The organism is Gemmobacter aquaticus, assembly GCF_007859075.1.
Classification (GTDB): domain Bacteria; phylum Pseudomonadota; class Alphaproteobacteria; order Rhodobacterales; family Rhodobacteraceae; genus Gemmobacter; species Gemmobacter aquaticus.
Window position 1 is genome coordinate 610,593 of record NZ_VOAK01000011.1, and the last position, 19,218, is coordinate 629,810.

17 protein-coding genes are annotated in these 19,218 nt (G+C 64.2%); 7 read left to right on the forward strand and 10 right to left on the reverse strand.

From position 1 onward, the window contains the following. Window positions 1-127: 127 nt before the first annotated feature. From argE to FQU74_RS05030, 3 genes are all read left to right on the forward strand, one after another. Window positions 128-1,291 carry an acetylornithine deacetylase gene (gene argE, locus FQU74_RS05020; RefSeq protein ID WP_146285322.1) on the forward strand — a complete coding sequence of 388 codons (1,164 nt, stop codon included), beginning with the start codon at window positions 128-130 and terminating at the stop codon, window positions 1,289-1,291. After that, window positions 1,291-2,634, forward strand: coding sequence for an NAD(P)/FAD-dependent oxidoreductase (locus FQU74_RS05025; RefSeq protein ID WP_188781577.1), 1,344 nt, complete (start codon window positions 1,291-1,293; stop codon window positions 2,632-2,634). The genes argE and FQU74_RS05025 overlap by 1 nt, the downstream gene beginning before the upstream one ends. A 61-nt stretch (window positions 2,635-2,695) precedes the next feature. Continuing rightward, window positions 2,696-3,865 carry a M20 aminoacylase family protein gene (locus FQU74_RS05030; protein WP_146285324.1) on the forward strand — a complete coding sequence of 390 codons (1,170 nt, stop codon included), beginning with the start codon at window positions 2,696-2,698 and terminating at the stop codon, window positions 3,863-3,865. 467 nt (window positions 3,866-4,332) lie between these two features. Here FQU74_RS05030 and FQU74_RS05035 read toward each other — a convergent pair whose 3' ends face one another. Genes FQU74_RS05035 through FQU74_RS05050 form a run of 4 tightly spaced genes read right to left on the reverse strand, consistent with a single transcriptional unit; the run spans window position 4,333 to window position 8,184 of the window. Then, the gene (locus FQU74_RS05035; protein WP_146285325.1) at window positions 4,333-5,553 is read right to left on the reverse strand and encodes a TCR/Tet family MFS transporter; all 1,221 of its coding nucleotides are present in this window, start codon (window positions 5,551-5,553) and stop codon (window positions 4,333-4,335) included. 37 nt (window positions 5,554-5,590) lie between these two features. Further along, window positions 5,591-6,379 carry a 3-oxoadipate enol-lactonase gene (gene pcaD, locus FQU74_RS05040; protein ID WP_146285326.1) on the reverse strand — a complete coding sequence of 263 codons (789 nt, stop codon included), beginning with the start codon at window positions 6,377-6,379 and terminating at the stop codon, window positions 5,591-5,593. A 3-nt stretch (window positions 6,380-6,382) separates the two neighbouring features. Continuing rightward, window positions 6,383-7,360 carry a threonine ammonia-lyase gene (locus FQU74_RS05045; RefSeq protein WP_146285327.1) on the reverse strand — a complete coding sequence of 326 codons (978 nt, stop codon included), beginning with the start codon at window positions 7,358-7,360 and terminating at the stop codon, window positions 6,383-6,385. Then, window positions 7,357-8,184: an alpha/beta fold hydrolase gene (locus tag FQU74_RS05050; RefSeq protein WP_146285328.1), complete on the reverse strand. Its 828-nt coding sequence runs from the start codon at window positions 8,182-8,184 to the stop codon at window positions 7,357-7,359. The genes FQU74_RS05045 and FQU74_RS05050 overlap by 4 nt, the downstream gene beginning before the upstream one ends. A 198-nt stretch (window positions 8,185-8,382) precedes the next feature. Here FQU74_RS05050 and FQU74_RS05055 point away from each other — a divergent pair, with 198 nt between their 5' ends. From FQU74_RS05055 to FQU74_RS05065, 3 genes are all read left to right on the forward strand, one after another. After that, the gene (locus FQU74_RS05055; RefSeq protein ID WP_170246196.1) at window positions 8,383-10,167 is read left to right on the forward strand and encodes an ABC transporter transmembrane domain-containing protein; all 1,785 of its coding nucleotides are present in this window, start codon (window positions 8,383-8,385) and stop codon (window positions 10,165-10,167) included. 108 nt (window positions 10,168-10,275) lie between these two features. Next, window positions 10,276-10,728, forward strand: a complete 453-nt coding sequence (gene lysM / locus FQU74_RS05060) for a peptidoglycan-binding protein LysM (RefSeq protein ID WP_146285329.1) — start codon at window positions 10,276-10,278, stop codon at window positions 10,726-10,728. 170 nt (window positions 10,729-10,898) lie between these two features. Continuing rightward, window positions 10,899-12,785, forward strand: coding sequence for an acyl-CoA synthetase (locus tag FQU74_RS05065; RefSeq protein WP_146285330.1), 1,887 nt, complete (start codon window positions 10,899-10,901; stop codon window positions 12,783-12,785). A gap of 53 nt (window positions 12,786-12,838) precedes the next feature. Here the strand turns inward: FQU74_RS05065 and dtd are convergent, their stop codons facing one another. Continuing rightward, entirely contained in the window at window positions 12,839-13,279 is a 441-nt protein-coding gene (gene dtd / locus FQU74_RS05070; protein ID WP_146285331.1) for a D-aminoacyl-tRNA deacylase, read from the reverse strand. After that, window positions 13,276-14,199, reverse strand: coding sequence for a carbohydrate kinase family protein (locus FQU74_RS05075; protein ID WP_146285332.1), 924 nt, complete (start codon window positions 14,197-14,199; stop codon window positions 13,276-13,278). Before FQU74_RS05075 ends, dtd begins: the two co-directional genes overlap by 4 nt. 191 nt (window positions 14,200-14,390) lie before the next feature. Here FQU74_RS05075 and FQU74_RS05080 point away from each other — a divergent pair, with 191 nt between their 5' ends. Then, window positions 14,391-14,807 carry an Hsp20/alpha crystallin family protein gene (locus FQU74_RS05080; protein ID WP_146285333.1) on the forward strand — a complete coding sequence of 139 codons (417 nt, stop codon included), beginning with the start codon at window positions 14,391-14,393 and terminating at the stop codon, window positions 14,805-14,807. 31 nt (window positions 14,808-14,838) lie between these two features. Here the strand turns inward: FQU74_RS05080 and FQU74_RS05085 are convergent, their stop codons facing one another. The 4 genes from FQU74_RS05085 to FQU74_RS05100 form a co-directional block, all read right to left on the reverse strand. After that, complete coding sequence (locus tag FQU74_RS05085) at window positions 14,839-15,804, reverse strand: phosphoribosylaminoimidazolesuccinocarboxamide synthase (RefSeq protein WP_146285334.1); 966 nt, start codon at window positions 15,802-15,804, stop codon at window positions 14,839-14,841. A 144-nt stretch (window positions 15,805-15,948) separates the two neighbouring features. Beyond that, window positions 15,949-17,046 carry a TFIIB-type zinc ribbon-containing protein gene (locus FQU74_RS05090; protein ID WP_146285335.1) on the reverse strand — a complete coding sequence of 366 codons (1,098 nt, stop codon included), beginning with the start codon at window positions 17,044-17,046 and terminating at the stop codon, window positions 15,949-15,951. A gap of 2 nt (window positions 17,047-17,048) precedes the next feature. Further along, complete coding sequence (locus FQU74_RS05095; RefSeq protein WP_146285336.1) at window positions 17,049-18,140, reverse strand: SPFH domain-containing protein; 1,092 nt, start codon at window positions 18,138-18,140, stop codon at window positions 17,049-17,051. Between the two features lie 130 nt (window positions 18,141-18,270). After that, window positions 18,271-19,200 carry a DUF2927 domain-containing protein gene (locus tag FQU74_RS05100; RefSeq protein WP_229704319.1) on the reverse strand — a complete coding sequence of 310 codons (930 nt, stop codon included), beginning with the start codon at window positions 19,198-19,200 and terminating at the stop codon, window positions 18,271-18,273. Between the last annotated feature and the right edge of the window lie 18 nt (window positions 19,201-19,218).

Sequence of the window (19,218 nt, forward strand, 5' to 3'; positions counted from 1 at the left end):
CAAGCGCGTTTCGACAAAATGACAGGCTGATCGGGCAGGATGCCCCATGCGCGCGATGGCGGGTCTTGCCAATCCCGCAGCCCAAGTTCACGCTGCACCAAGAAAATATGATCAGATCCGGTAAATCATGCCAGAACTCCTTACGTCGCGTCAGATCCTCGAACGACTGGTCGCATTCCCCACGGTTAGCCGGGACAGCAATCTTGCGCTGGTCGACTGGGTCGAATCCTGGCTTGCGGGGTGGGGCGTCACGGCCCATCGGGTGTGGAACGAGGATCGCACCAAGGCTGCGCTCTTTGCCAATGTCGGGCCCTGGGTTCCCGGTGGGGTCGTCCTGTCAGGTCACAGCGACGTGGTGCCGGTTGATGGGCAGGCCTGGACTTCTGACCCCTGGATGGTGACCGAACGTGATGGCCGGCTGATCGGCCGTGGCGTCTGTGATATGAAGGGCTTTGTCGCGTTGGCGCTGGCGGCGGTGCCGCTGGCCTTGCAGCGCGGGGTCAAGCGCCCCCTGCAGATCGCGCTCTCGTTTGACGAGGAACTGGGCTGTACTGGCGCGCCTGCGATGATCGCCGCCATGGCCCGCACCCTGCCGCGCGCCGGGGCCGTGGTCGTGGGTGAGCCGTCGATGATGCGCGTGGTGAACGGCCATAAAGGCGGGCACGGCATGCGCGTCGATGTGACGGGGTTTGAGGTTCACAGCTCGATCATGCACGGCGGCGTCAATGCGATCATGGAAGGTGCGCGGCTGATCGACTGGGCCAACCGGATGAACGCCGAAAACCGCGCAAAGGACGTGACCGCGATCGCAGGCCTCTTTGACCCACCGTTCACGACGCTGCACGTGGGCACCATTCGCGGCGGCACGGCCGAGAACATCACGGCCAAGGATTGCGCCTTCGGTCTGGGCTTTCGCTGTGTGCCGGGTGAAGATCCGCTGGACTGGGTGGCCCGCCTGCGGGCCGAGGCTGCGCGGATCGAGGCCGGGATGCAAGCTGTGCGTCCCGAGGCTGCGATCCAGCTAACCGAGGTTTTCTACGTTCCGCCGCTGGTTCCTGAAACAGACGGCGCGGCCGAAGCGTTGGTCCGTCGCCTAACCGGTGACAATGCTGCGGGTGTCGTCAGCTATGGCACCGAAGCCGGGCAGTTTCAGGCAGAAGGCTACTCGGCGGTTGTCTGCGGCCCTGGCGATATCGCCCAGGCCCATCAGCCCGACGAATGGCTTGCGCTGGACCAGTTCGAGGCCGGCTGGCGCTTCATGCAGGCCCTGGTCGAGGAGCTTGCCCAATGATGCCCTTTCCGATTTCCGAGACGACTCCGATCCGCTTTCCGGGGCCGCCGCCGGCCGCTTGCGACGTGGTGGTGATCGGGGGCGGGGTCATCGGCGTGATGACGGCATGGTATCTGGCCGAACGCGGGCAAAGGGTGGTGCTTTGCGAAAAGGGCCGCATTGCAGGTGAACAGTCCAGCCGCAACTGGGGCTGGGTACGCCAGCAGGGCCGCGACTTTGCCGAACTGCCGATCATGATCGAAAGCCTGCGCATCTGGCAGTCGCTTGCGCAGGAATTCGGCGACGATCTGGGGTTCCGCCGCGAGGGCGTGCTCTACCTTGCGCGCAGCCAGGCCGAGATGGAGGGCTTCGAGGCGTGGCTGGCAGAGGCAAAGGGCCATGGCGTTGATACAAGGATGCTGACCCGTCAGGCCGTGGGCGGTCTGGTGCAGGGCAGCACCGCCCCTTGGCTTGGGGGCATGTTCACACCTTCGGACGCGCGGGCCGAGCCTTGGGTGGCGGTGCCGCATCTCGCACAGGGGGCCGCACGACGTGGAGCCGTGCTTGTCGAGAATTGCGCTGTACGGACGCTCGACATCACTGCAGGACAGATCACGGGTGTGGTGACCGAGGCGGGCCGGATTGCCTGCGCGCAGGTCGTTCTGGCGGGGGGCGCGTGGTCCAGTCTGTTTGCGCGTGCGCATGGGGTCAGCTTCCCGCAGCTGTCGGTCCGGGCGACCGTCGCTGCAACCATGCCGCTGCCGCAGGTCTTTGCGGGCAACGCGACGGATGACCGGATCGCCTTTCGCCGCCGGCAGGATGGTGGCTACAGCCTGGCGCCGGGCAGCGGGCATGACTTCTTCATCGGACCCGACGCCTTTCGCAGCTTTGCCGCGTATCTGCCTGTTCTGAAGAAGGATTTCCGGTCCACGAAGTTTTACCCTGCCGCACCGCGCGACTACCCGGATAGCTGGGGCACGCCCCGGCACTGGTCGGCCGACGGTGTGTCCCCTTTCGAACGCAACCGGGTTCTGAACCCGGCGCCATCGCGCCGGCTTCTGGCTGGCATTCAGCGCGAATTCGCGGCCGCCTTCCCCGAGATTGGCGCCCCGCCTCTGCGCGCCGCCTGGGCCGGGATGATCGACAGCATGCCCGATGTGGTGCCGGTGGTGGACCGGGCGGCCTCAATCCCTGGCCTCGTCATCGCGACGGGGATGAGCGGGCACGGCTTCGGGATCGGCCCCGGAATGGGGCGCGTGATTGCCGATCTGGTTATGGGCAATTCAACCGGGCATGACATTCGCCGTTTCCGGTTGAACCGTTTTGCCGACGGATCCGAAATCGCCCCCGGCCCGTCGCTTTGAGAGGCGACAGACCCGCGCGCGCCCTGCACACTGGCATGGATCAACAACGTCAGAGGACCCCATGGCCCCGCGAAACCGATTTGCCGAACTGCTGCCCGAAATCGCCGCCTGGCGGCAGGATTTCCACGCCAACCCCGAGCTTCAGTTCGAAGTGCACCGGACGGCGGCGCGCGTGGCTGACTTGCTGCGCAGCTTTGGCTGCGATGAGGTTGTGGAGGGGATTGGCCGCACCGGTGTCGTTGGTGTGATCAAGGGTCGGCAAACGGAATCGGGGCGGGTGATTGGGCTGCGTGCCGACATGGATGCGCTGCCGATCACGGAAAACACCGGCGTTGCCTATGCCTCGCAGGTGCCGGGGCGGATGCATGCCTGCGGGCATGACGGGCATACCGCGATGTTGCTGGGTGCGGCAAAGTATCTGACCGAGACGCGGAACTTCGACGGAACCGCCGTGGTCATCTTCCAGCCTGCCGAAGAGGGCGGCGGCGGCGGCAAGGAGATGGTCAACGACGGGATGATGGATCGTTGGGGCATTCAGGAAGTCTATGGCATGCACAACATGCCCGGAATTCCCGTTGGCCAGTTCGCCATCCGTCCGGGCGCCATCATGGCGGCGGCGGATCAGTTCGAGATCGTCGTGACTGGCCGGGGCGGCCATGCCGCGAAGCCACATGAATGCATCGACACCACCGTGATCGCCGCCCATATCGTTGTGGCCGCGCAGACGATCGCCAGCCGCACGGTTGATCCGCTGAAGCAGGTGGTTGTCTCGATCTGCACCGTACAGACCGACTCGACTGCCCATAACGTGATCCCGCAGGTCGTGAAGATGAAGGGCACCGTGCGCACCATGGACCCCGCCGTTCAGGATCAGGTCGAGCAGCGCCTGAAAGAGATTGTCGAGGGGACGGCGATCGCACTTGGCGGGCAGGCTGTGCTGAACTACCAGCGCGGCTACCCGGTGACCATCAACGCCGAAGATAACACCGACTACGCGGTCGAGGTCGCGCGCGAGGTATCGGGGCAGGTCGATCCAGACACCCCGCCGCTGATGGGGGCCGAGGATTTCAGCTATATGCTGAACGAACGTCCCGGCGCCTATATCTTCTTGGGGAATGGCGATACCGCCATGGTTCACCACCCCGCCTATAACTTTGACGACAACGCGATCCCGTTCGGATCAAGCTGGTATGTCGGCATGGTTGAAAAGCGGATGCCTGCGGCCGCCTGACCCGCAAACGAAAAGCGGCCCGGGTGGGGATACCCGGGCCGCGGATACGTAGTTTCAGTGTCCCTGCGGCGGATGCACCGCAGGGCTTGATGCCGCCGAAGCTTGCCCTGTCAGGTCAGAGCGAACAGAAGAAAGGCGACCAAACAGGCGCCCTCCATTCTTGGGATGGCCGCGAGGAGGCTGCCGGTCTCCTTGATGGCCAGTGCGAGATAATGATTTGCGCTAAAAACTGCAGTCCGTTCCATTCTCTTGCTCACTCTTTACATCACGTTATCGGCGGTTTCAGGCGCAGGGACCCACGAGAACCTTCCTGAAACTTGCTACAATCAACACCACGTCGGGGAACCGTTTACACAACCGCAACAACTACCATCCCCTGCGCCCCCTCAACTAATCGGAGTGTGCCAGATTCGGATAGCTGTCTTTTTAGACAGTCTTGATCAAAATCCGGGGCGGTTTGCACAGGCCTAGCGGGCCTCGGCGTTGGCAACCCTGCCGGGTGTTGCAAGAAAAAGAATCAATGCACCCAACATGATGGCCGCCGACAGAAGGAACGGCGCCCCCGGCCAGAAGACAGGTGTCTGCGGCCCGGTGAAATAGCCAAAGATCGCTGTCATGACGACGGGCGTCAGAATCATCGCCAATGCGTTCAGCGAGGCGAAGATGCCTTGCAGCTCGCCCTGCTGATTTTCTGGCGTTGCGCGCGACATCATGGCTTGCAGCGCGGGACCAGTCACCCCGCCAAGCGCGCTGACGGCCGTGAACGCCAGCGCCCAGAAGCCCGAAGTGACAAAGGCGTAGAAACCATAGGTCGCAACCTCGGCCACCATGCCGAATGTGGCAGTGCGCCGCTCACCCAGACGAGAGATCATCGGCTGCATCAGGAAAGCCTGGGCCAATGCGACGAAGATGCCGAATACCGCCAGCGAGAGCCCGATCGCGCGGGCGTCCCAGTTGAAGGCAGCCTTGCCGTAATAGCTCCAGATCGCCGGCCAGACGTTGAAGGTCAGCGCGTAGAGGAACGAGATCAGCAGCAGCAGCTTCAGGCCCGGCAGGCGCCGGATGGCCGCGAATGAGGCAAGAGGGTTGGCCCGGCGCAGGCTGAAGGGGCGGCGCAGGTCTGCAGAAAGGCTCTCGGGCAGGGCGAAAAGACCAAAGGTGAAATTGGCCAGTGCCAGTGCAGCTGCCGCCCAGAATGGCGCGCGGCTGTCGACGACGGCAAGCAGCCCGCCCATCATCGGTCCGGCGACGAAGCCCAGCCCGAAGGCCGCACCGATCAGCGCAAAGCGACGGGCCCGATCATCGGGGGCCGAAATATCGGCGACATAGGCGCTGGCCGTGCCATGCGTGGCCGAGGCAAGCCCCGCCACCACGCGCCCGATCAGAAGCAGCCACACCGTATGCGCCAGCGCCATGACCACATAATCCACCGCCATGATGGCAAGCGAGGCAAGCAGAACCGGCCTGCGGCCATAGCGGTCAGACAGGTTGCCAACCACCGGGCCGAACAGAAACTGCATGACCGCAAAGGCGGTTGCCAGAACGCCGCCCCACAGCGCCGCGCCAGCAAGCGAGTCTCCGGTCACTTCGGTCATCAGGTCGGGCATCACCGGATAGATCAGCCCGATGCCCATGGCGTCGATCAGCACGGTCAGCAGGATGAAGCCAAGGGCGAAGCGGTCACGCATGGGGTGGATCACAGATCGAAAATGGGCAGCACGAAGCTCACCCCTCTATATGACCGATGCGATAAAGGAAATCTGTCAGATGTCGGGCAAAGGCCTCGGGTGCATCGATTGCGGGCAGGTGTCCCGATCCGCGCATCAGGGTGAACTCGGAGCCCCGGATCAACTCTGCCGTCTCGCGCACCAGATCGGGCGGGGTTGATCCGTCATCGGATCCGGCGATCGCCAGCGTGGGCAAAGTCAGGCTCGCGGTGGGCGTGTAGAAATCGGTGCCCCCAATGGCCGCGCAGGCACCGCGATACCCGTCGGGTGATGTGGCGAGCAATCGCGCGCGCCAAGGCAGGTGCCGCCCCTCGGCCCGGAAGCGGCGGGGGAACCAGCGCTCCATGGTGGCATCTGCCAGCGCCTCGATGCCGCCTGTCGCGACCGTATCCGATCGCGCCTGCCAAAGCGCGTCGTTGCCGATACGCGCGGCGGTGTTCGACAGGACCAACCCCCGCACCAGATCGAGCCGCTTGATGGCCAGCCCCTGCGCGACCAGCCCCCCCATCGACAGGCCGACGAAGACGCAGTCCCGCACGCCAAGGTGGTCAAGCAGCCGTTCCGCATCGCGCACCAGCGCACCCATTGCATAGGGCGGTGCTGGAACGTCTGACCCGCCATGGCCCCGATGGTCATAGCGCACAAGGCGCAAGCCTTCGGGCAGATGCGGCAGCACCGCGTCCCACATGGTCAGATCGAGGCCCAGGGCATGGGAAAAGACCACGGGCGCACCCGTTCCTTCGTCCCGGTAGTTCAGCCGCAGGTCGGGCAGAAAGGCCAGCGGCACGGATCAGTCTCCAAAGCGGATCAAGGCGGCCTGAAACTGGCCCGTGTCGATATTTCCACCGGTCGCGACGGCGATCACGTCATCGCCCTCGATCACGTTGGGTCGAAAGAGGGCTGCGGCCAATGCAACCGCGCCGCCCGGTTCCAGAACAATTTTCAGCCGGTTATAGGCCAGCGCCACGGTTTTCAGCGCCTCGGTATCGGTGACGACCAGACCCGGACCGCAAAGGCGGTTGTTGATCGGAAAGGTCAGCTCACCCGGCGTGGGCGTCACGATGGCGTCGCAGATGGAGCCGGAGCTGCGCTCATTCTGCTGGCGCGCGCCGCTTGCGAGGCTTCGAGCGGTATCGTCAAAGCCGAACGGCTCGCACGGACGGACGCGCAGGCCGGGCGAGCGGCTTTCCAGCGCAAGCGCAATGCCTGCCGTCAGCCCGCCGCCACCGCAGCAGACCAGAACGTCAGCCTGACGGATGCCATGCTCGGTCGCCTGTTCTGCAATCTCAAGCCCGCATGTGCCCTGGCCCGCGATCACTTCGGGGTCATCATAGGGCCGGATCAGGGTCAGCCCACGCTCGGCCGCGATGGCCGCGCCGATCGCCTCGCGGTTCTCCCTGTCGCGGTCATAGAGGATGACTTCGGCCCCCAAGGCGCGGGTGTTGTCGATCTTCACGCGCGGCGCATCCGAAGGCATGATGATGACGGCAGGCACCCCGTGCCGTTGTGCGGCCAAGGCGACGCCTTGTGCGTGATTGCCAGAGGAAAAGGCGAGCACCCCTGCCGCCCGAACCGCAGGGTCAATCGCGGAAACAGCAGACCAGCCGCCGCGGAACTTGAATGACCCTGTCAATTGCAGGCATTCCGCCTTGACCCAGACCCGCCGCCCCGCGATGTCATCAAGGAAGGGCGAATTCAGCAGCGGCGTGCGCAGGGCATGCCCCGCCAGTCGAAAACTGGCGGCCTCGATACGGGCAATGTCGGTCATGGCAGGGCCTCCAGCCAACGATTCAGGGCCGCAAGCGACCCGGGCTCGTCCAGAAAAGGAATATGGGCGCGGTCGGGAACATCGGCAAAGATCATGTCCGGGCGACGGGATTGCATTTCTTGCGCAGTTGCCTTCGACAAAAGATCAGAGTTGGCCCCCCGGATCAGTGCGACCGGCGCGCCCTGCAGCGCGTCAAAGAGGGGCCATGCATCAAAAGCCGGGCCGCTGAAGGCCGCGATGAAGGCCTCGCGCAGCGTGGGGTCATAGGTGATGCGCAGGCCCCGTTCGGTCTGCACATAGTGCTTGCGGGCCTCGGCCAGCCAGCGCTCGGCGGGCACATTGGCAAAGCCCGGCATGACGCGGGGCAGGGCTTCGGCCAGGGCTTCGTGCGTCTTGGGGGTGGGGTTGCGCCCCAGATAGTCGAAGATCCGCTCCAGCCCCTTGCGCTCGATCACAGGGCCCACGTCGTTGAAGGCGACGCCAGTCAGACGATCACGCGCGGCCACCGCCAATGCCAGCGCAATGAGCCCGCCCCGAGAGGTGCCAAGCACCGCCGTGCGCGACACCCCGAGATGGTCAAGCAACTCCAGCGCGTCGCGTGCCTCTATCGGCACGGTATAGCTGTCGGCCCCTGTCCACTGGCTTTGACCCCGGCCGCGATAGTCCATGCGGATAACGCGCAGACCCGAGGGCAGGTGGGGCAGCAGATAGTCGAAATCGGCCATGGTCCGGGTCAGCCCCGAAAGGCAGAGCACGGGTGTTCCGGTCCCCGTGTCCGAAAAGGCAAGAAGCGCACCGTCAGATGCGGTGAAGAATTCGGTCATGTCGGCTCCTCATCCAACTGGGCGAAGGTTGCACAGCCCGGCGCCGGATTGAACCCCCGACACATCGCCACCGGCAATCTTCGGCATGTCTTGGCATATTCGGGCCGTGCCGACCCTGTTGAGGGACGCGTCCCTTCGTCGCGCTTGCCCTGCGGCGTCTGCCCGCCTAAACCCGTTCGGCGAAACAGGAGAGCACTTATGGCCCGTGGTTCCCAAACCCTGCCCGACAGGGCGCCTTCGAAACGCGTGAAGGCGCTGGCGGGTCTGCGGCCGTTTCTTGCGCCCTATCGCGGGCTGGTTCTGGGGGCATTGGCGGCGCTGACGCTGACGGCAGGGGTCAGCCTGATCCTGCCCTTGGCCGTGCGGCGTGTGGTCGACGGGTTCAATGCCAATTCCGCGGTTCTGCTTGATCAGTATTTCGCGGGTGCCTTGTTGATCGCGGCCGTGCTCGCGCTTGGCACCGGGCTGCGCTACGCGCTGGTGACCCGTCTGGGCGAGCGCGTGGTGGCCGATATCCGCCGCGCGCTGTTTGACCGCGTGATCGGCCAGTCGCCCGCATTCTTCGAGCGGACGCTGACGGGGGAGGTGCTTTCGCGGCTGACCACCGATACCACGCTGATCCTTTCGGTCATCGGGTCCTCCGTCTCGGTTGCGCTGCGCAATGTGCTGCTGCTTCTGGGTGGGCTGGTCTTCCTGTTCCTGACCTCTGCCAAACTGACCGGGCTCGTGCTTCTGATCGTGCCTGCAGTTGTGGTGCCCATCGTTGTTCTGGGGCGGCGGCTGCGGGCGCTGTCGCGTGACAATCAGGACTGGATCGCTGCATCCTCGGGTGCCGCATCCGAGGCGCTGCAATCCGTGCAGACGGTGCAGGCCTATACGCATGAAGGGCTGACGCGAGCCGAATTCGCGCGCGTCACCGAAAAGTCCTTTGCCTCGGCCCGCGCGCGGATCACGGCCCGCGCGGTGATGACCGTAATCGTGATCTTTCTGGTCTTTGCTGGCATCGTGGGCGTGCTGTGGATCGGCGCGCGGGATGTGCGCGAAGGCAGCATGTCGCCGGGAGAGCTGGTTCAGTTCGTGATCTATGCCGTCATGGTCGCCGGATCGGTTGGTGCACTCTCCGAGATCTGGGGAGAGCTGCAGCGCGCTTCTGGGGCGACCGAACGACTGGTCGAGTTGCTGGAGACGCAGGACAGCGTGCAGGACCCCGCCCGCCCGACACCGCTGGCGCACCCGGTGCGTGGCGAAATCGGCTTTGAAGGCGTGCGCTTCAACTATCCCGCGCGGCCCGAAGTATCGGCCCTGAACGGCGTTGATCTTGAGGTCGCACCGGGCGAGACCGTCGCCTTGGTCGGGCCCTCCGGTGCAGGCAAGACCACCATCCTGCAACTGCTTTTGCGTTTTTACGATCCGCAGCAGGGGCGTGTGACCCTCGACGGGATCGACCTGCGCGACATGGCGCGCGCCGACTTCCGCAAGGCGATTGCACTTGTGCCGCAGGACCCGGTGATCTTTGCAGCCTCAGCCCGCGAGAACATCCGCTTTGGCCGTCCCGACGCCAGCGATGCCGAGGTTGAGGCCGCTGCCGAGGCTGCCGCTGCACATGACTTCATCGCCGCTTTGCCGCAGGGCTACGGCACCTTCCTGGGTGAGCGTGGCGTCATGCTCTCGGGCGGGCAGAAGCAGCGCATCGCCATCGCGCGCGCGATCTTGCGCGACGCACCGGTCTTGCTGCTGGATGAGGCAACCTCGGCGTTGGATGCCGAAAGCGAGCGGGCGGTTCAGGCGGCGGTCGAACGTCTGGCCGAGGGGCGCAGCGTGCTGGTCGTGGCGCACCGCCTGGCGACCGTCAAGCGTGCCGACCGCATTGTGGTGTTCGACCACGGCCACATCGTTGCACAGGGCACGCATGACGAACTGGTGGCCGAGGGTGGGCTTTACGCGCGCCTTGCCCGGCTACAGTTCACGGACGGTCAGGCCTGATCGCCCCTCGACGATTTGCCGCGCAATCTTCACTGGACCGCCCCTTGTGGCCGGGTGCATGCTGGCCATGCATCACAGCCCGTGGTGCGGTTTTGACAGGAGATTTGCATGGGACTTTGGTCATTCGTGAAGGATGCCGGATCGTCGTTGTTCGGCTCTAAAGCCGAGGCGGCCGAGGCGCCGGAGGCTGCCGCCGCAAAGGAAGAGGCGCTTAAGAAAGAGGTCGAAAAGCTGGGGCTTGATGCAAAGGATGTGTCGATCAAGGTTGATGGCGACACGGTCAAGCTTTCGGGCACAGCCGCCACGCCGGAAGAGCAGGAGAAGGTCATCCTTGCAGTGGGCAACGTCGAGGGCGTGGCCAAGGTCGAGGCGGAAATGCCCGCCGCCGCACCCGAGCCGGTTTTCCATACGGTGAAAAAGGGCGACACGCTGTCAGCCATTGCAAAGGCGACGCTGGGCAACGCCAATCGCTACCCCGAGATTTTCGAGGCCAACAAGCCCATGCTGAAACACCCCGACAAGATCTATCCCGGTCAGGTCCTGCGTATTCCGCAGAAGTAGTCCGGCAAGGGGGCCACAAGCCCCTTTGCCCATCCTTGGGTTTTTGACGTAGCGTCGGGGCTGTCGGAACGTCACGGCACAGGATCAGGCTTTTCTTGCGGCCCTGTCGACTTGCGGCCATTTTGGCAGCAGGGGAAGCCCGGACAGAACCGGGACAGGGAGGAATACGGATGGGAAGTTTCTCGAATCTGGCCGATATCAAGGCCATCGAGGCCGAGATGCCATGGGCAGATCGCGGCGCAGCACGCAGCATGCATGAATTCCTTGGCCGGGCCGCCAAGGCACATGGCGGTCGCAGTGCGGTGTCTTTCCAGCTGACATCTGATCCCACCGACAAGGGAGAGACCCTGACCTGGGCGCAGCTCTTTGCCCGTGTGACGCAATCGGCCAATCTGTTCCGCAGCCTCGGCGTTGGTGAAAAGGACGTGGTGGCCTATGTCCTGCCCAACTCGTCCGAGACTGTGCATGTGCTTCTGGGCGGGATGGTTGCGGGCATCGTGAACCCGATCAACCCTCTGCTCGACCCCGAACAGATCGGCGCCATCCTGCGCGAGACCAAGGCCAAGGTCGTGGTGACCCTTCGCGCCTTTCCCAAGACTGATCTTTCAGCCCGCGTGGCCGAGGCGCTGACCCATGCGCCCAATGTAAAGACGGTGCTTGAGATTGATCTTCTGCGCTATCTGCATCCGCCCAAGAAATGGATCGCCCATTTCCTGCGGCCCAAGGGTGCGATCACCCATTCGGCCCGCGTTCTGAACTTCCGTGCAGAGGTTGAAAAGCAGCCCGCTGACCGGCTGACCTTTGCGGATACGACGGATGACCGGGTTGCCGCCTATTTCCACACCGGTGGCACGACCGGCATGCCCAAGGTCGCGCAGCACAAGGTCTCGGGCATGGTCTACAACGGTTGGCTGGGCCATCGGCTGCTGTTCCGCGAAACCGATGTGGTGATCTGCCCGCTGCCTTTGTTCCACGTATTTGCGGTGTATCCGATCCTGATGTCGATGATCGCATCCGGCGCGCATGTGGTGTTTCCGACGCCCGCTGGCTATCGTGGCGAAGGGGTGTTCGACAATTTCTGGAAGCTGGTCGAGCGCTGGCGGGTGACCTACATGGTCACGGTACCCACGGCACTTGCCGCGCTGATGCAGCGCCCGGTCAATGCCGATGTCAGCTCGTTGCGCGGCGCCTTCTCGGGCTCGGCCCCGTTGCCGATCGAGCTGTTCAACCGCTTTGAAAAGGCGACTGGCGTGCAGATCGTCGAAGGCTACGGCCTGACCGAATGTACCTGCCTTGTGTCGGTCAACCCGCCAGACGGGGCCAAGAAGATCGGCTCTGTCGGCATTCCGTTCCCCTATACCCATGTCCGCATCCTGCACACAAACGGCAATGGCGGCTTCCGGGAGTGTGCGGTGGACGAGATCGGCGAGATTTGCGTGGCCAATCCCGGCGTGTTCGAGGGATCGACTTATACCGAGGTCGACAAGAACCATAAGCTCTTTGCCGAGGATCGCTACCTGCGGACCGGAGATCTGGGGCGTATCGACGCCGACGGTTATCTCTACATCACCGGGCGGGCCAAGGATCTGATCATCCGGGGCGGCCACAACATCGACCCGGCGATGATCGAAGAGGCGCTGATGGGCCATCCGGCGGTGGGTTTTGTGGGCGCCATTGGCCAGCCCGATGCCCATGCGGGAGAGTTGCCCTGCGCCTATGTCGAGCTGGTCAAGGGGGCGACCGTATCCGTCGCCGAACTGGTGGAGTATGCGCGCGAGCATATCCCCGAGCGCGCGGCGGTTCCCAAGCATATCGAGATCTTGTCGGAACTGCCGAAGACGGCGGTGGGCAAAGTGTTCAAACCCGACCTGCGCCGCAGCGCAATCTCCCGCGTGCTGAACGCCGAACTGGCCGAGGCGGGCCTTTCCGCCCGCGTGGTCGAGGTGGCCGAAGACAAGAAGCGCGGCCTTGTCGCACGCCTGGCGCCCAAGCAGGACGAGGCCAGCGTGCAGGCGCTGATGGGCAAGTTCACCACACAGTGGGACTGGAAGGCCTGAGGGACTGGAAGGCCTGAGGGAGTGGAAGGCCTGACGGGCCTTCCCGACCCGCTTCAGCCGGCGGTGTCCATCCAGATGGTCACCGGCCCTTGGTTGACAAGTTCCACATCCATATCGGCGCCAAAGATGCCGTTCGCGGTCGCCAAGCCTTCGGCTGCGATCCGCGCGGTGAAGTATTCATAGAGCCGCTTGCCTTCATCCGGGGCGGCGGCAGTCGAAAAGCCGGGGCGGTTGCCGCGCAGGTCGGCGGCGAGGGTGAACTGGCTGACGATCAGGCAAGCACCACCGATATCCTTGACGGACCGGTTCATCTTGCCAGCCTCGTCCTTGAAGATACGCAACTTTGCGATCTTGGCGGCCAACTGATCGGCCTGAGCCTCGGTGTCGCCCTGCATGGCGCAGACGAGGATCATCAGACCCTCGCCAATCTCGCCGGTGATCTTCCCGTCAACCGTGACCTTTGCGCGTGAAACGCGCTGGACAACGGCCTTCAAAGCTCGTGCCTCCACGGCGGGTTCGCGCCTGCGCGGCTGACGGTCACGGCGGCGGCCCGCGAGCCAAGCGACAGCGCGGTGTCCAGAACCGCATCGGGCAGCGCGGCAAGCGCGGCCTTGGTCAGCGCCCCGGCCTCGTGCAACGCGGCCAGAACGCCTGCGTTGAACGTATCGCCCGCGCCAACCGTATCGGCCACAGTCACCTTGGTTGCCGCGACAAACCGATCTTGCGTCGCCGTCACGGCGCGCGCACCAGCCGCGCCCTCGGTGATGAACACGACCTTCGGCCCCTTGGCCACAATGGACCGCGCCAGCGCCGAGATGTCGCCAGCCCCCATCAGCCAGTGCAGATCCTCATCCGACAGTTTCACGATATCGGCGGCGGCGATCATCCGTTCGATCCGCGTCCGGTATTCGGCCTCTTTGCCCGCGATAAAGCCGGGGCGGATGTTGGGGTCGATCATGGTGACGCGGGCAGGGGCCTCGCGCGCCTGCAACGCCTCATAGGTGCTGGCGGCGGGGTCGTTCACAAGGCTGATGCCACCGAAGAACAGGGTATCCACATCGGCGGGAAGGTTGGGAAGTTGCTCGGTCGAAAGCATCCGGCCTGCGGTATTCTCGTCATAGAAGGCATAGGTGGCCTGACCGTTCACCAGCTTGACGAAGGCAACCGTGGTCGGCCTGTCCGAGCGCGCCAGATACTGCGTGTCGACCTTGGAGGCGGTCAGCGTATCGGCCAGAATCTCGCCCAGCATGTCGGTCGAGACGCCCGAGAAGAAGGCCGACGGCGCGCCGAGCCTGCCAAGGGCGATCGCGGTATTAAACACCGCGCCGCCGGCATAGGGCGCAAAGCAGGCCTCTCCGGCCGTGCTTTCGCGCGGCAACATGTCGATCAGGGCCTCGCCACAGCTGAGAATCATCGCAGTCCTCCCGAAGTTTCCGTGCTTATACCGAGATTTCGCTTGTTAGCGCAAACATGCACTTCGAGGCGCAGAATCCCCGTTCATTGTCTGCCGGATGCACCTGCCGGCGCAATGACCTGTATCACGGCGGAGATCCGTCGAATCGCTATCTTTCCAGCCGTCGCAACTCAGGAAAGAGGAGGCTTCCGATGGTTGAGAAAACTGCGCTGACGAACTTCTGGCCCTCGTTCTTTGATCCGCTGCGCCAGGCCGGATCGCGGCTTACGGACTGGCTCGCGCCGGCAGCGGAGGCATCACAGGATGATGGCTCGTATCGTATCGCGATGGAATTGCCCGGCGTCGCCGAGGAAGACATCCACCTTAGCGTCGATGATGGTGTGGTGACGGTACGGGGCGAAAAGAAAACCAACCGCGAAGAGAAGGGCGAGACCTGGTATTTCAGTGAACGCCAGTTCGGCAGCTTCAGCCGCAGCTTCCGCCTGCCAGCCGATGCAGACGAGGCGGCGGTGAAGGCAGACATGAAAGACGGCGTGCTTACGGTCATCGTACCAAAGAAGGCGATGGCCGAGCCGAAAAGCACGCGCATCCCCATCAACAAGGCCTGACGGGTCGGGCGGGGGGTCTCCCCGCCCACCTTCAGGCGGTGAAGTAGGGGGCGAGGTTGGCGCGCACGCGATCGAGCGGGGTTGCCCCGGACAGATCCGGCGTGAAGTTTTGGCCGGTGATCGCCTCAAACGCCTGGATATAGACCTTCGAGGTGGCCTCGATCATTTCGGCCGGGATCTCGGGGATCGGGTCCTTGTAGGGATCACAGCGGGCGGCGACCCAAGCGCGGATCACATCCTTGTCGAAGGACGGCGGGCGGGTGCCGCCCTTCAGTGCTGTCTCATAGCCATCGGCCAGCCAGTAGCGGCTGCTGTCGGGGGTGTGAATCTCATCGGCGATCAGGATATTGCCCGAAAGATCGGTGCCGAACTCGTACTTGGTGTCCACAAGGATCAGCCCGCGCTCTGCCGCCATCTTCTGCCCGCGCGCAAAGAGGGCCAGCGCCTTGGCCGAGACTTCATCCCATTGCGCTTGGGTCAGCAGGCCTTGCTCGACAATCTCGGTCGCGGTCAGCGGCTCGTCATGGCCACCATCGAACGCCTTGGAGGTGGGCGTGATAATCGGCTGCGGCAGCGCCTGATTGTCGCGCAATCCGTCGGGGAGGGTGTGACCATACATTGTGCGGTGCCCCTGCTTGTAGAGCGGCAGGATCGATGTCCCCGTGGTACCCGCCAGATAGCCGCGCACCACCACCTCGACCGGCAGAATGGTCAGGCGCTTGCCGATGACCACGTTCGGGTCGGGATAGCTCAGCACATGGTTGGCGCAGATATCTGCGGTCTGGTCGAACCAGAAGCGCGCGGTCTGTGTCAGCACCTGCCCCTTGAACGGGATCGCCGCAAGGATGCGATCGAAGGCCGAAATCCGGTCAGACGAGATCAGGATGCGCCGGCCCTCGGGCACCTCCGCGGTGGGCGGCAGGTCGTAGCAATCGCGCACCTTGCCGAAATAGGGGTTCGGCAGTTCCGGGATATGGGCTTCGGACAGAACGCGCATGGGGCCTCTCGGTTCTAGGGATGCTGGCCTATCGCGCGCGACGGGCGCTGTGTCAATGTGGTTGGCCGGGTCGGGGGGCTGTCTGCCCCGCGTTGCCTGCGGCAACGCCCCCCGAGGATATTTGGAAAAGGAAAGCGGCAGCGGTCAGCGCATCAGGCCCTTCTCGTTGGCATAGGCGAAGGCCGCAGCAAGGGCGAGCGCGCAGAGGATGGCGAAGGCGATCTTCCAGACGCTGTAGGGCCGCTCCCCCTGCACCCGACCGGTTTGTCCATTGACGACAAAGCGGTAGGTACGACCGTTGTACTTGTAGGCGGCCATCCAGATCGGCAGCAGGACATGCTTGAACGTCTCGGCTGAATATTCGGTGTCGATCCGCTGGATGCGCTGCACATCGCCACCGATGGCGCGGCGCACATCATAGGCGATCACGCCCGACATCTCTTGCTGGGCGCGGGCCCAGCCCTCCTCAAGCCCGACAGTATAGCCCTCGGCCGTGAAGCCCGAGAGATAGTCGGCGCGATAGGGCTTCAGCGCCGCCAGATCCCAGGGGGCAAGGGCATCGGTGTACTGGCGTGGCAGCGACTGCGAGGCCAGCACCAGCACGTCGTCAAAGGCCCGCTTCACCCAACCGCGCGCGGCTGACCAGCGGGTTTTTTGCACCTGCTGCTGGCGCCGTTTGCCATCGATGACAACCGTTTCGGTGACATAGTAGTGGTCGCCCCGCTCACCCACATAGGACGACCGGGTGGCCGCGTCGAAGGTCCAGTAGGGGACGTAGAGACCATTCATCGCGCGCCCCTTGCGGGCAAACTCCACCAGCCCGTTTGGCGCAAACCACAGGCTGCCCAGCCAGTTGGTCATCGCGCGCCGGGCCGTGCGCTCGTCCAGCGCAAAGGGCAACACCGCCTGCGGCTTGATCTGCCGGTTGGTGCCGGTGCCTGCGACGACCGGCGTTGCGCAAAAGGGACATTCGGTGGCGTGGGTCGCATCGGCGAACTCGACCAGTGCGCCGCAACTGGGGCAACGCGTGGTGCGCACCTCTTCCATCGCCCCGGGGGGGAGTGCGTCGCGCAGCGCGCGGTGCAGGTCCTGCTCGCCCAGAACAAGGCTACGGGCCTCGGGCGCTGCGGGGATGTCTTGCTCGTGCCCGCAGTGGTCGCAGACCATGTGGGTCTGGCCCGGGGCGTAGCGAAGATCAGCCCCGCAAGACGCGCAGGGGAAGTGGCGTTCGGCAAGTGCCAAGATCAGGCCCCCGGTGGCGGCGGCGGCACCTGGGCGAAAAGCCGAGCAAGCTCTGTCTCGGCGGCGGGCTTCCACCCTTCCATGCCGGCGGTCCAGACAAGGCTGCCACGCGTCAGGGCGCCGGATTGTGCCAATGCCTGCAGGTCAGACTCGGCATATGGCCCCTTGGTCGCGCCGCCCTCGGCCAGATGCCACTGGCGCGATGCGGGCGGAGGCGGTGGGGGGGTTGCTGGCGACGCCCCCCAGGGGCCAGAAGGCTGCATCTGCTGGGCCATGCCCATACCGATCCCCGCGCCAAGCCCTGCGCCCACGGCGCCGCCCACGGCTGATCCGGGCACGGTCATACCTTCGGCTGCGTTGAACTGCATGTATTTGTTCAGATCGCCCACGATGCCCATCGAGGTTCGCTTGTCGAGCACCTTCTCCACCTCTTCGGGAAGCGAGACGTTCTCGATATAGAACTCGGGCAGCACCAGCCCGTATTCCGCGATCTTGGGTGCGATGGCCGTGGAGATCAACTTTGCCAGATCGGCGGTATTGGCTGCCATATCCAGCACCGGGATGCCGGACGAGGCAAGAACGCGGCTCATTTCCTGCACGATCACGTTGCGGATCTGAAAGCTGACCTCATCGGCGGTGAATTCGCCATCCGTTCCGACGATTTCGCGCAGGAAGACACCGGGATCGGAGACGCGCATCGAATAGGTGCCAAAGGCGCGCAGACGTACCGGACCGAATTCCGGGTCGCGGCACATGATCGGGTTCTTGGTGCCCCATTTCAGGTCGTTGAACCGCGTCGTGTTTACGAAATAGATCTCGGACTTGAATGGAGAATTGAAGCCGTGGTCCCAGTGCTGCAACGTTGTCAGTACCGGCATGTTGTTGGTTTCCAGCATGTAAAGGCCGGGGGCAAAGACGTCGGCCAGTTGTCCTTCGTGGACAAAAACTGCGGCCTGGCCTTCACGCACCGTCAGCTTGGCGCCGTATTTGATCGCCTGGCCGCGACGTTCAAACCGCCAGACCATCGTGTCGCGCGTGTCATCAAGCCAACTGATGACATCAATGAATTCGCCCTTGAGGAAATCGAAAACCATGGCAAGGCCTTTCAATCGCGAGGCGCCAGAGTGGCGCTGGAAAAGGCGGAACCACCCGCCCGAATGAGGTTACCATACCCGAGGTGACACGGGTTTGAAGCGGGTTTTCTGCGCCCCGGTTCACGCATGATCAGCTCTCGCCCCCGATCAGATCGGTGGCCAGCTGATGTGCGACCGGGCGGGCCTCGGTCGCGGTCATTCCGGCCTTCAATGCGGGGTCATAGAGCATGCGGAGCATAAGTTCGTCCTGCCGGGTCAGCAGGGCAAATTCCTCGTCGTCGTTAAAGATCGACGGGCGTGCAAGCGGGCTGTCATTTGCAAGACCAAGCCCTTGCGCAAGCTCTTCATGCAGGCAGGAGAGGCGCAGAAGATCAGGATGTTCGGCGCGGATCACCGCGATCGCGCGCGAGTAGCTGTAGGAGCCCGCGTTCGACAGTGCATAGACGACGCAATAGGTGGAGCGAGGCAGGTTGACGAGGCCCGCCACCTCGGCCGGTGACAGCGAAGGCATCCGGGCAGAGATGACCGGTCCCATGGCGCGGCGCTCGTCCTCGGATACGACCTCGATCCAGAAGTTCGGGTCGCTGTCGACCACGCTGATCGGATGCCGTGTCGCGGCTGCAAGTCGCGCAAGGTAAGACTTGATCCGCGCCCGATCGGTCTCGCGCGTGTCCGGTGGAACCGACGGCCCAAAGGTGACCTGCACCCGAACAGGCTGTTCCCATCGCCGCAGATGGCTTTGGGTCTGTTGTGCGACCAGCCCTGTGGGGCTGCGCTTGTATTCATCGAAGAGTGCGACCCGGATGAAGTTCTCGGCCAGCATCGTGTCGGTGAAGGGCGCGTCGCGCCCGCCGCCATCCGTGCGGAGCAAGCCCTGGGACAGAAGGTCGGCCTGCACCTTTGCATAGTAGTCTGCAAGGGCCTGACTTTCCGCCGAACGCGGGGACGGCGCCGGCGGTTGGGCCGCAGGCTCTGGCAGATCGACCTTTGGAGGCGGTGGCGGCGTGGCAACGCAGCCGCCGACCAGAATGGCCAGCGCCAACGCCGAGAAACGGGCCATTCCGGTCAGGTGCATTGC

Coding starts and splice junctions, on each gene's coding strand:
- FQU74_RS05025 (WP_188781577.1), top strand. CDS start 1,291: ATGCCCTTTCCGATTTCCGAGACGACTCCGATCCGCTTTCCGGGGCCG.
- FQU74_RS05100 (WP_229704319.1), bottom strand. CDS start 19,200: ATGGCCCGTTTCTCGGCGTTGGCGCTGGCCATTCTGGTCGGCGGCTGC.
- FQU74_RS05045 (WP_146285327.1), bottom strand. CDS start 7,360: ATGACCGACATTGCCCGTATCGAGGCCGCCAGTTTTCGACTGGCGGGG.
- FQU74_RS05030 (WP_146285324.1), top strand. CDS start 2,696: ATGGCCCCGCGAAACCGATTTGCCGAACTGCTGCCCGAAATCGCCGCC.
- FQU74_RS05050 (WP_146285328.1), bottom strand. CDS start 8,184: ATGACCGAATTCTTCACCGCATCTGACGGTGCGCTTCTTGCCTTTTCG.
- FQU74_RS05065 (WP_146285330.1), top strand. CDS start 10,899: ATGGGAAGTTTCTCGAATCTGGCCGATATCAAGGCCATCGAGGCCGAG.
- lysM (WP_146285329.1), top strand. CDS start 10,276: ATGGGACTTTGGTCATTCGTGAAGGATGCCGGATCGTCGTTGTTCGGC.
- FQU74_RS05085 (WP_146285334.1), bottom strand. CDS start 15,804: ATGCGCGTTCTGTCCGAAGCCCATATCCCGGAACTGCCGAACCCCTAT.
- FQU74_RS05035 (WP_146285325.1), bottom strand. CDS start 5,553: ATGCGTGACCGCTTCGCCCTTGGCTTCATCCTGCTGACCGTGCTGATC.
- FQU74_RS05075 (WP_146285332.1), bottom strand. CDS start 14,199: ATGATTCTCAGCTGTGGCGAGGCCCTGATCGACATGTTGCCGCGCGAA.
- FQU74_RS05095 (WP_146285336.1), bottom strand. CDS start 18,140: ATGGTTTTCGATTTCCTCAAGGGCGAATTCATTGATGTCATCAGTTGG.
- FQU74_RS05055 (WP_170246196.1), top strand. CDS start 8,383: ATGGCCCGTGGTTCCCAAACCCTGCCCGACAGGGCGCCTTCGAAACGC.
- FQU74_RS05080 (WP_146285333.1), top strand. CDS start 14,391: ATGGTTGAGAAAACTGCGCTGACGAACTTCTGGCCCTCGTTCTTTGAT.
- argE (WP_146285322.1), top strand. CDS start 128: ATGCCAGAACTCCTTACGTCGCGTCAGATCCTCGAACGACTGGTCGCA.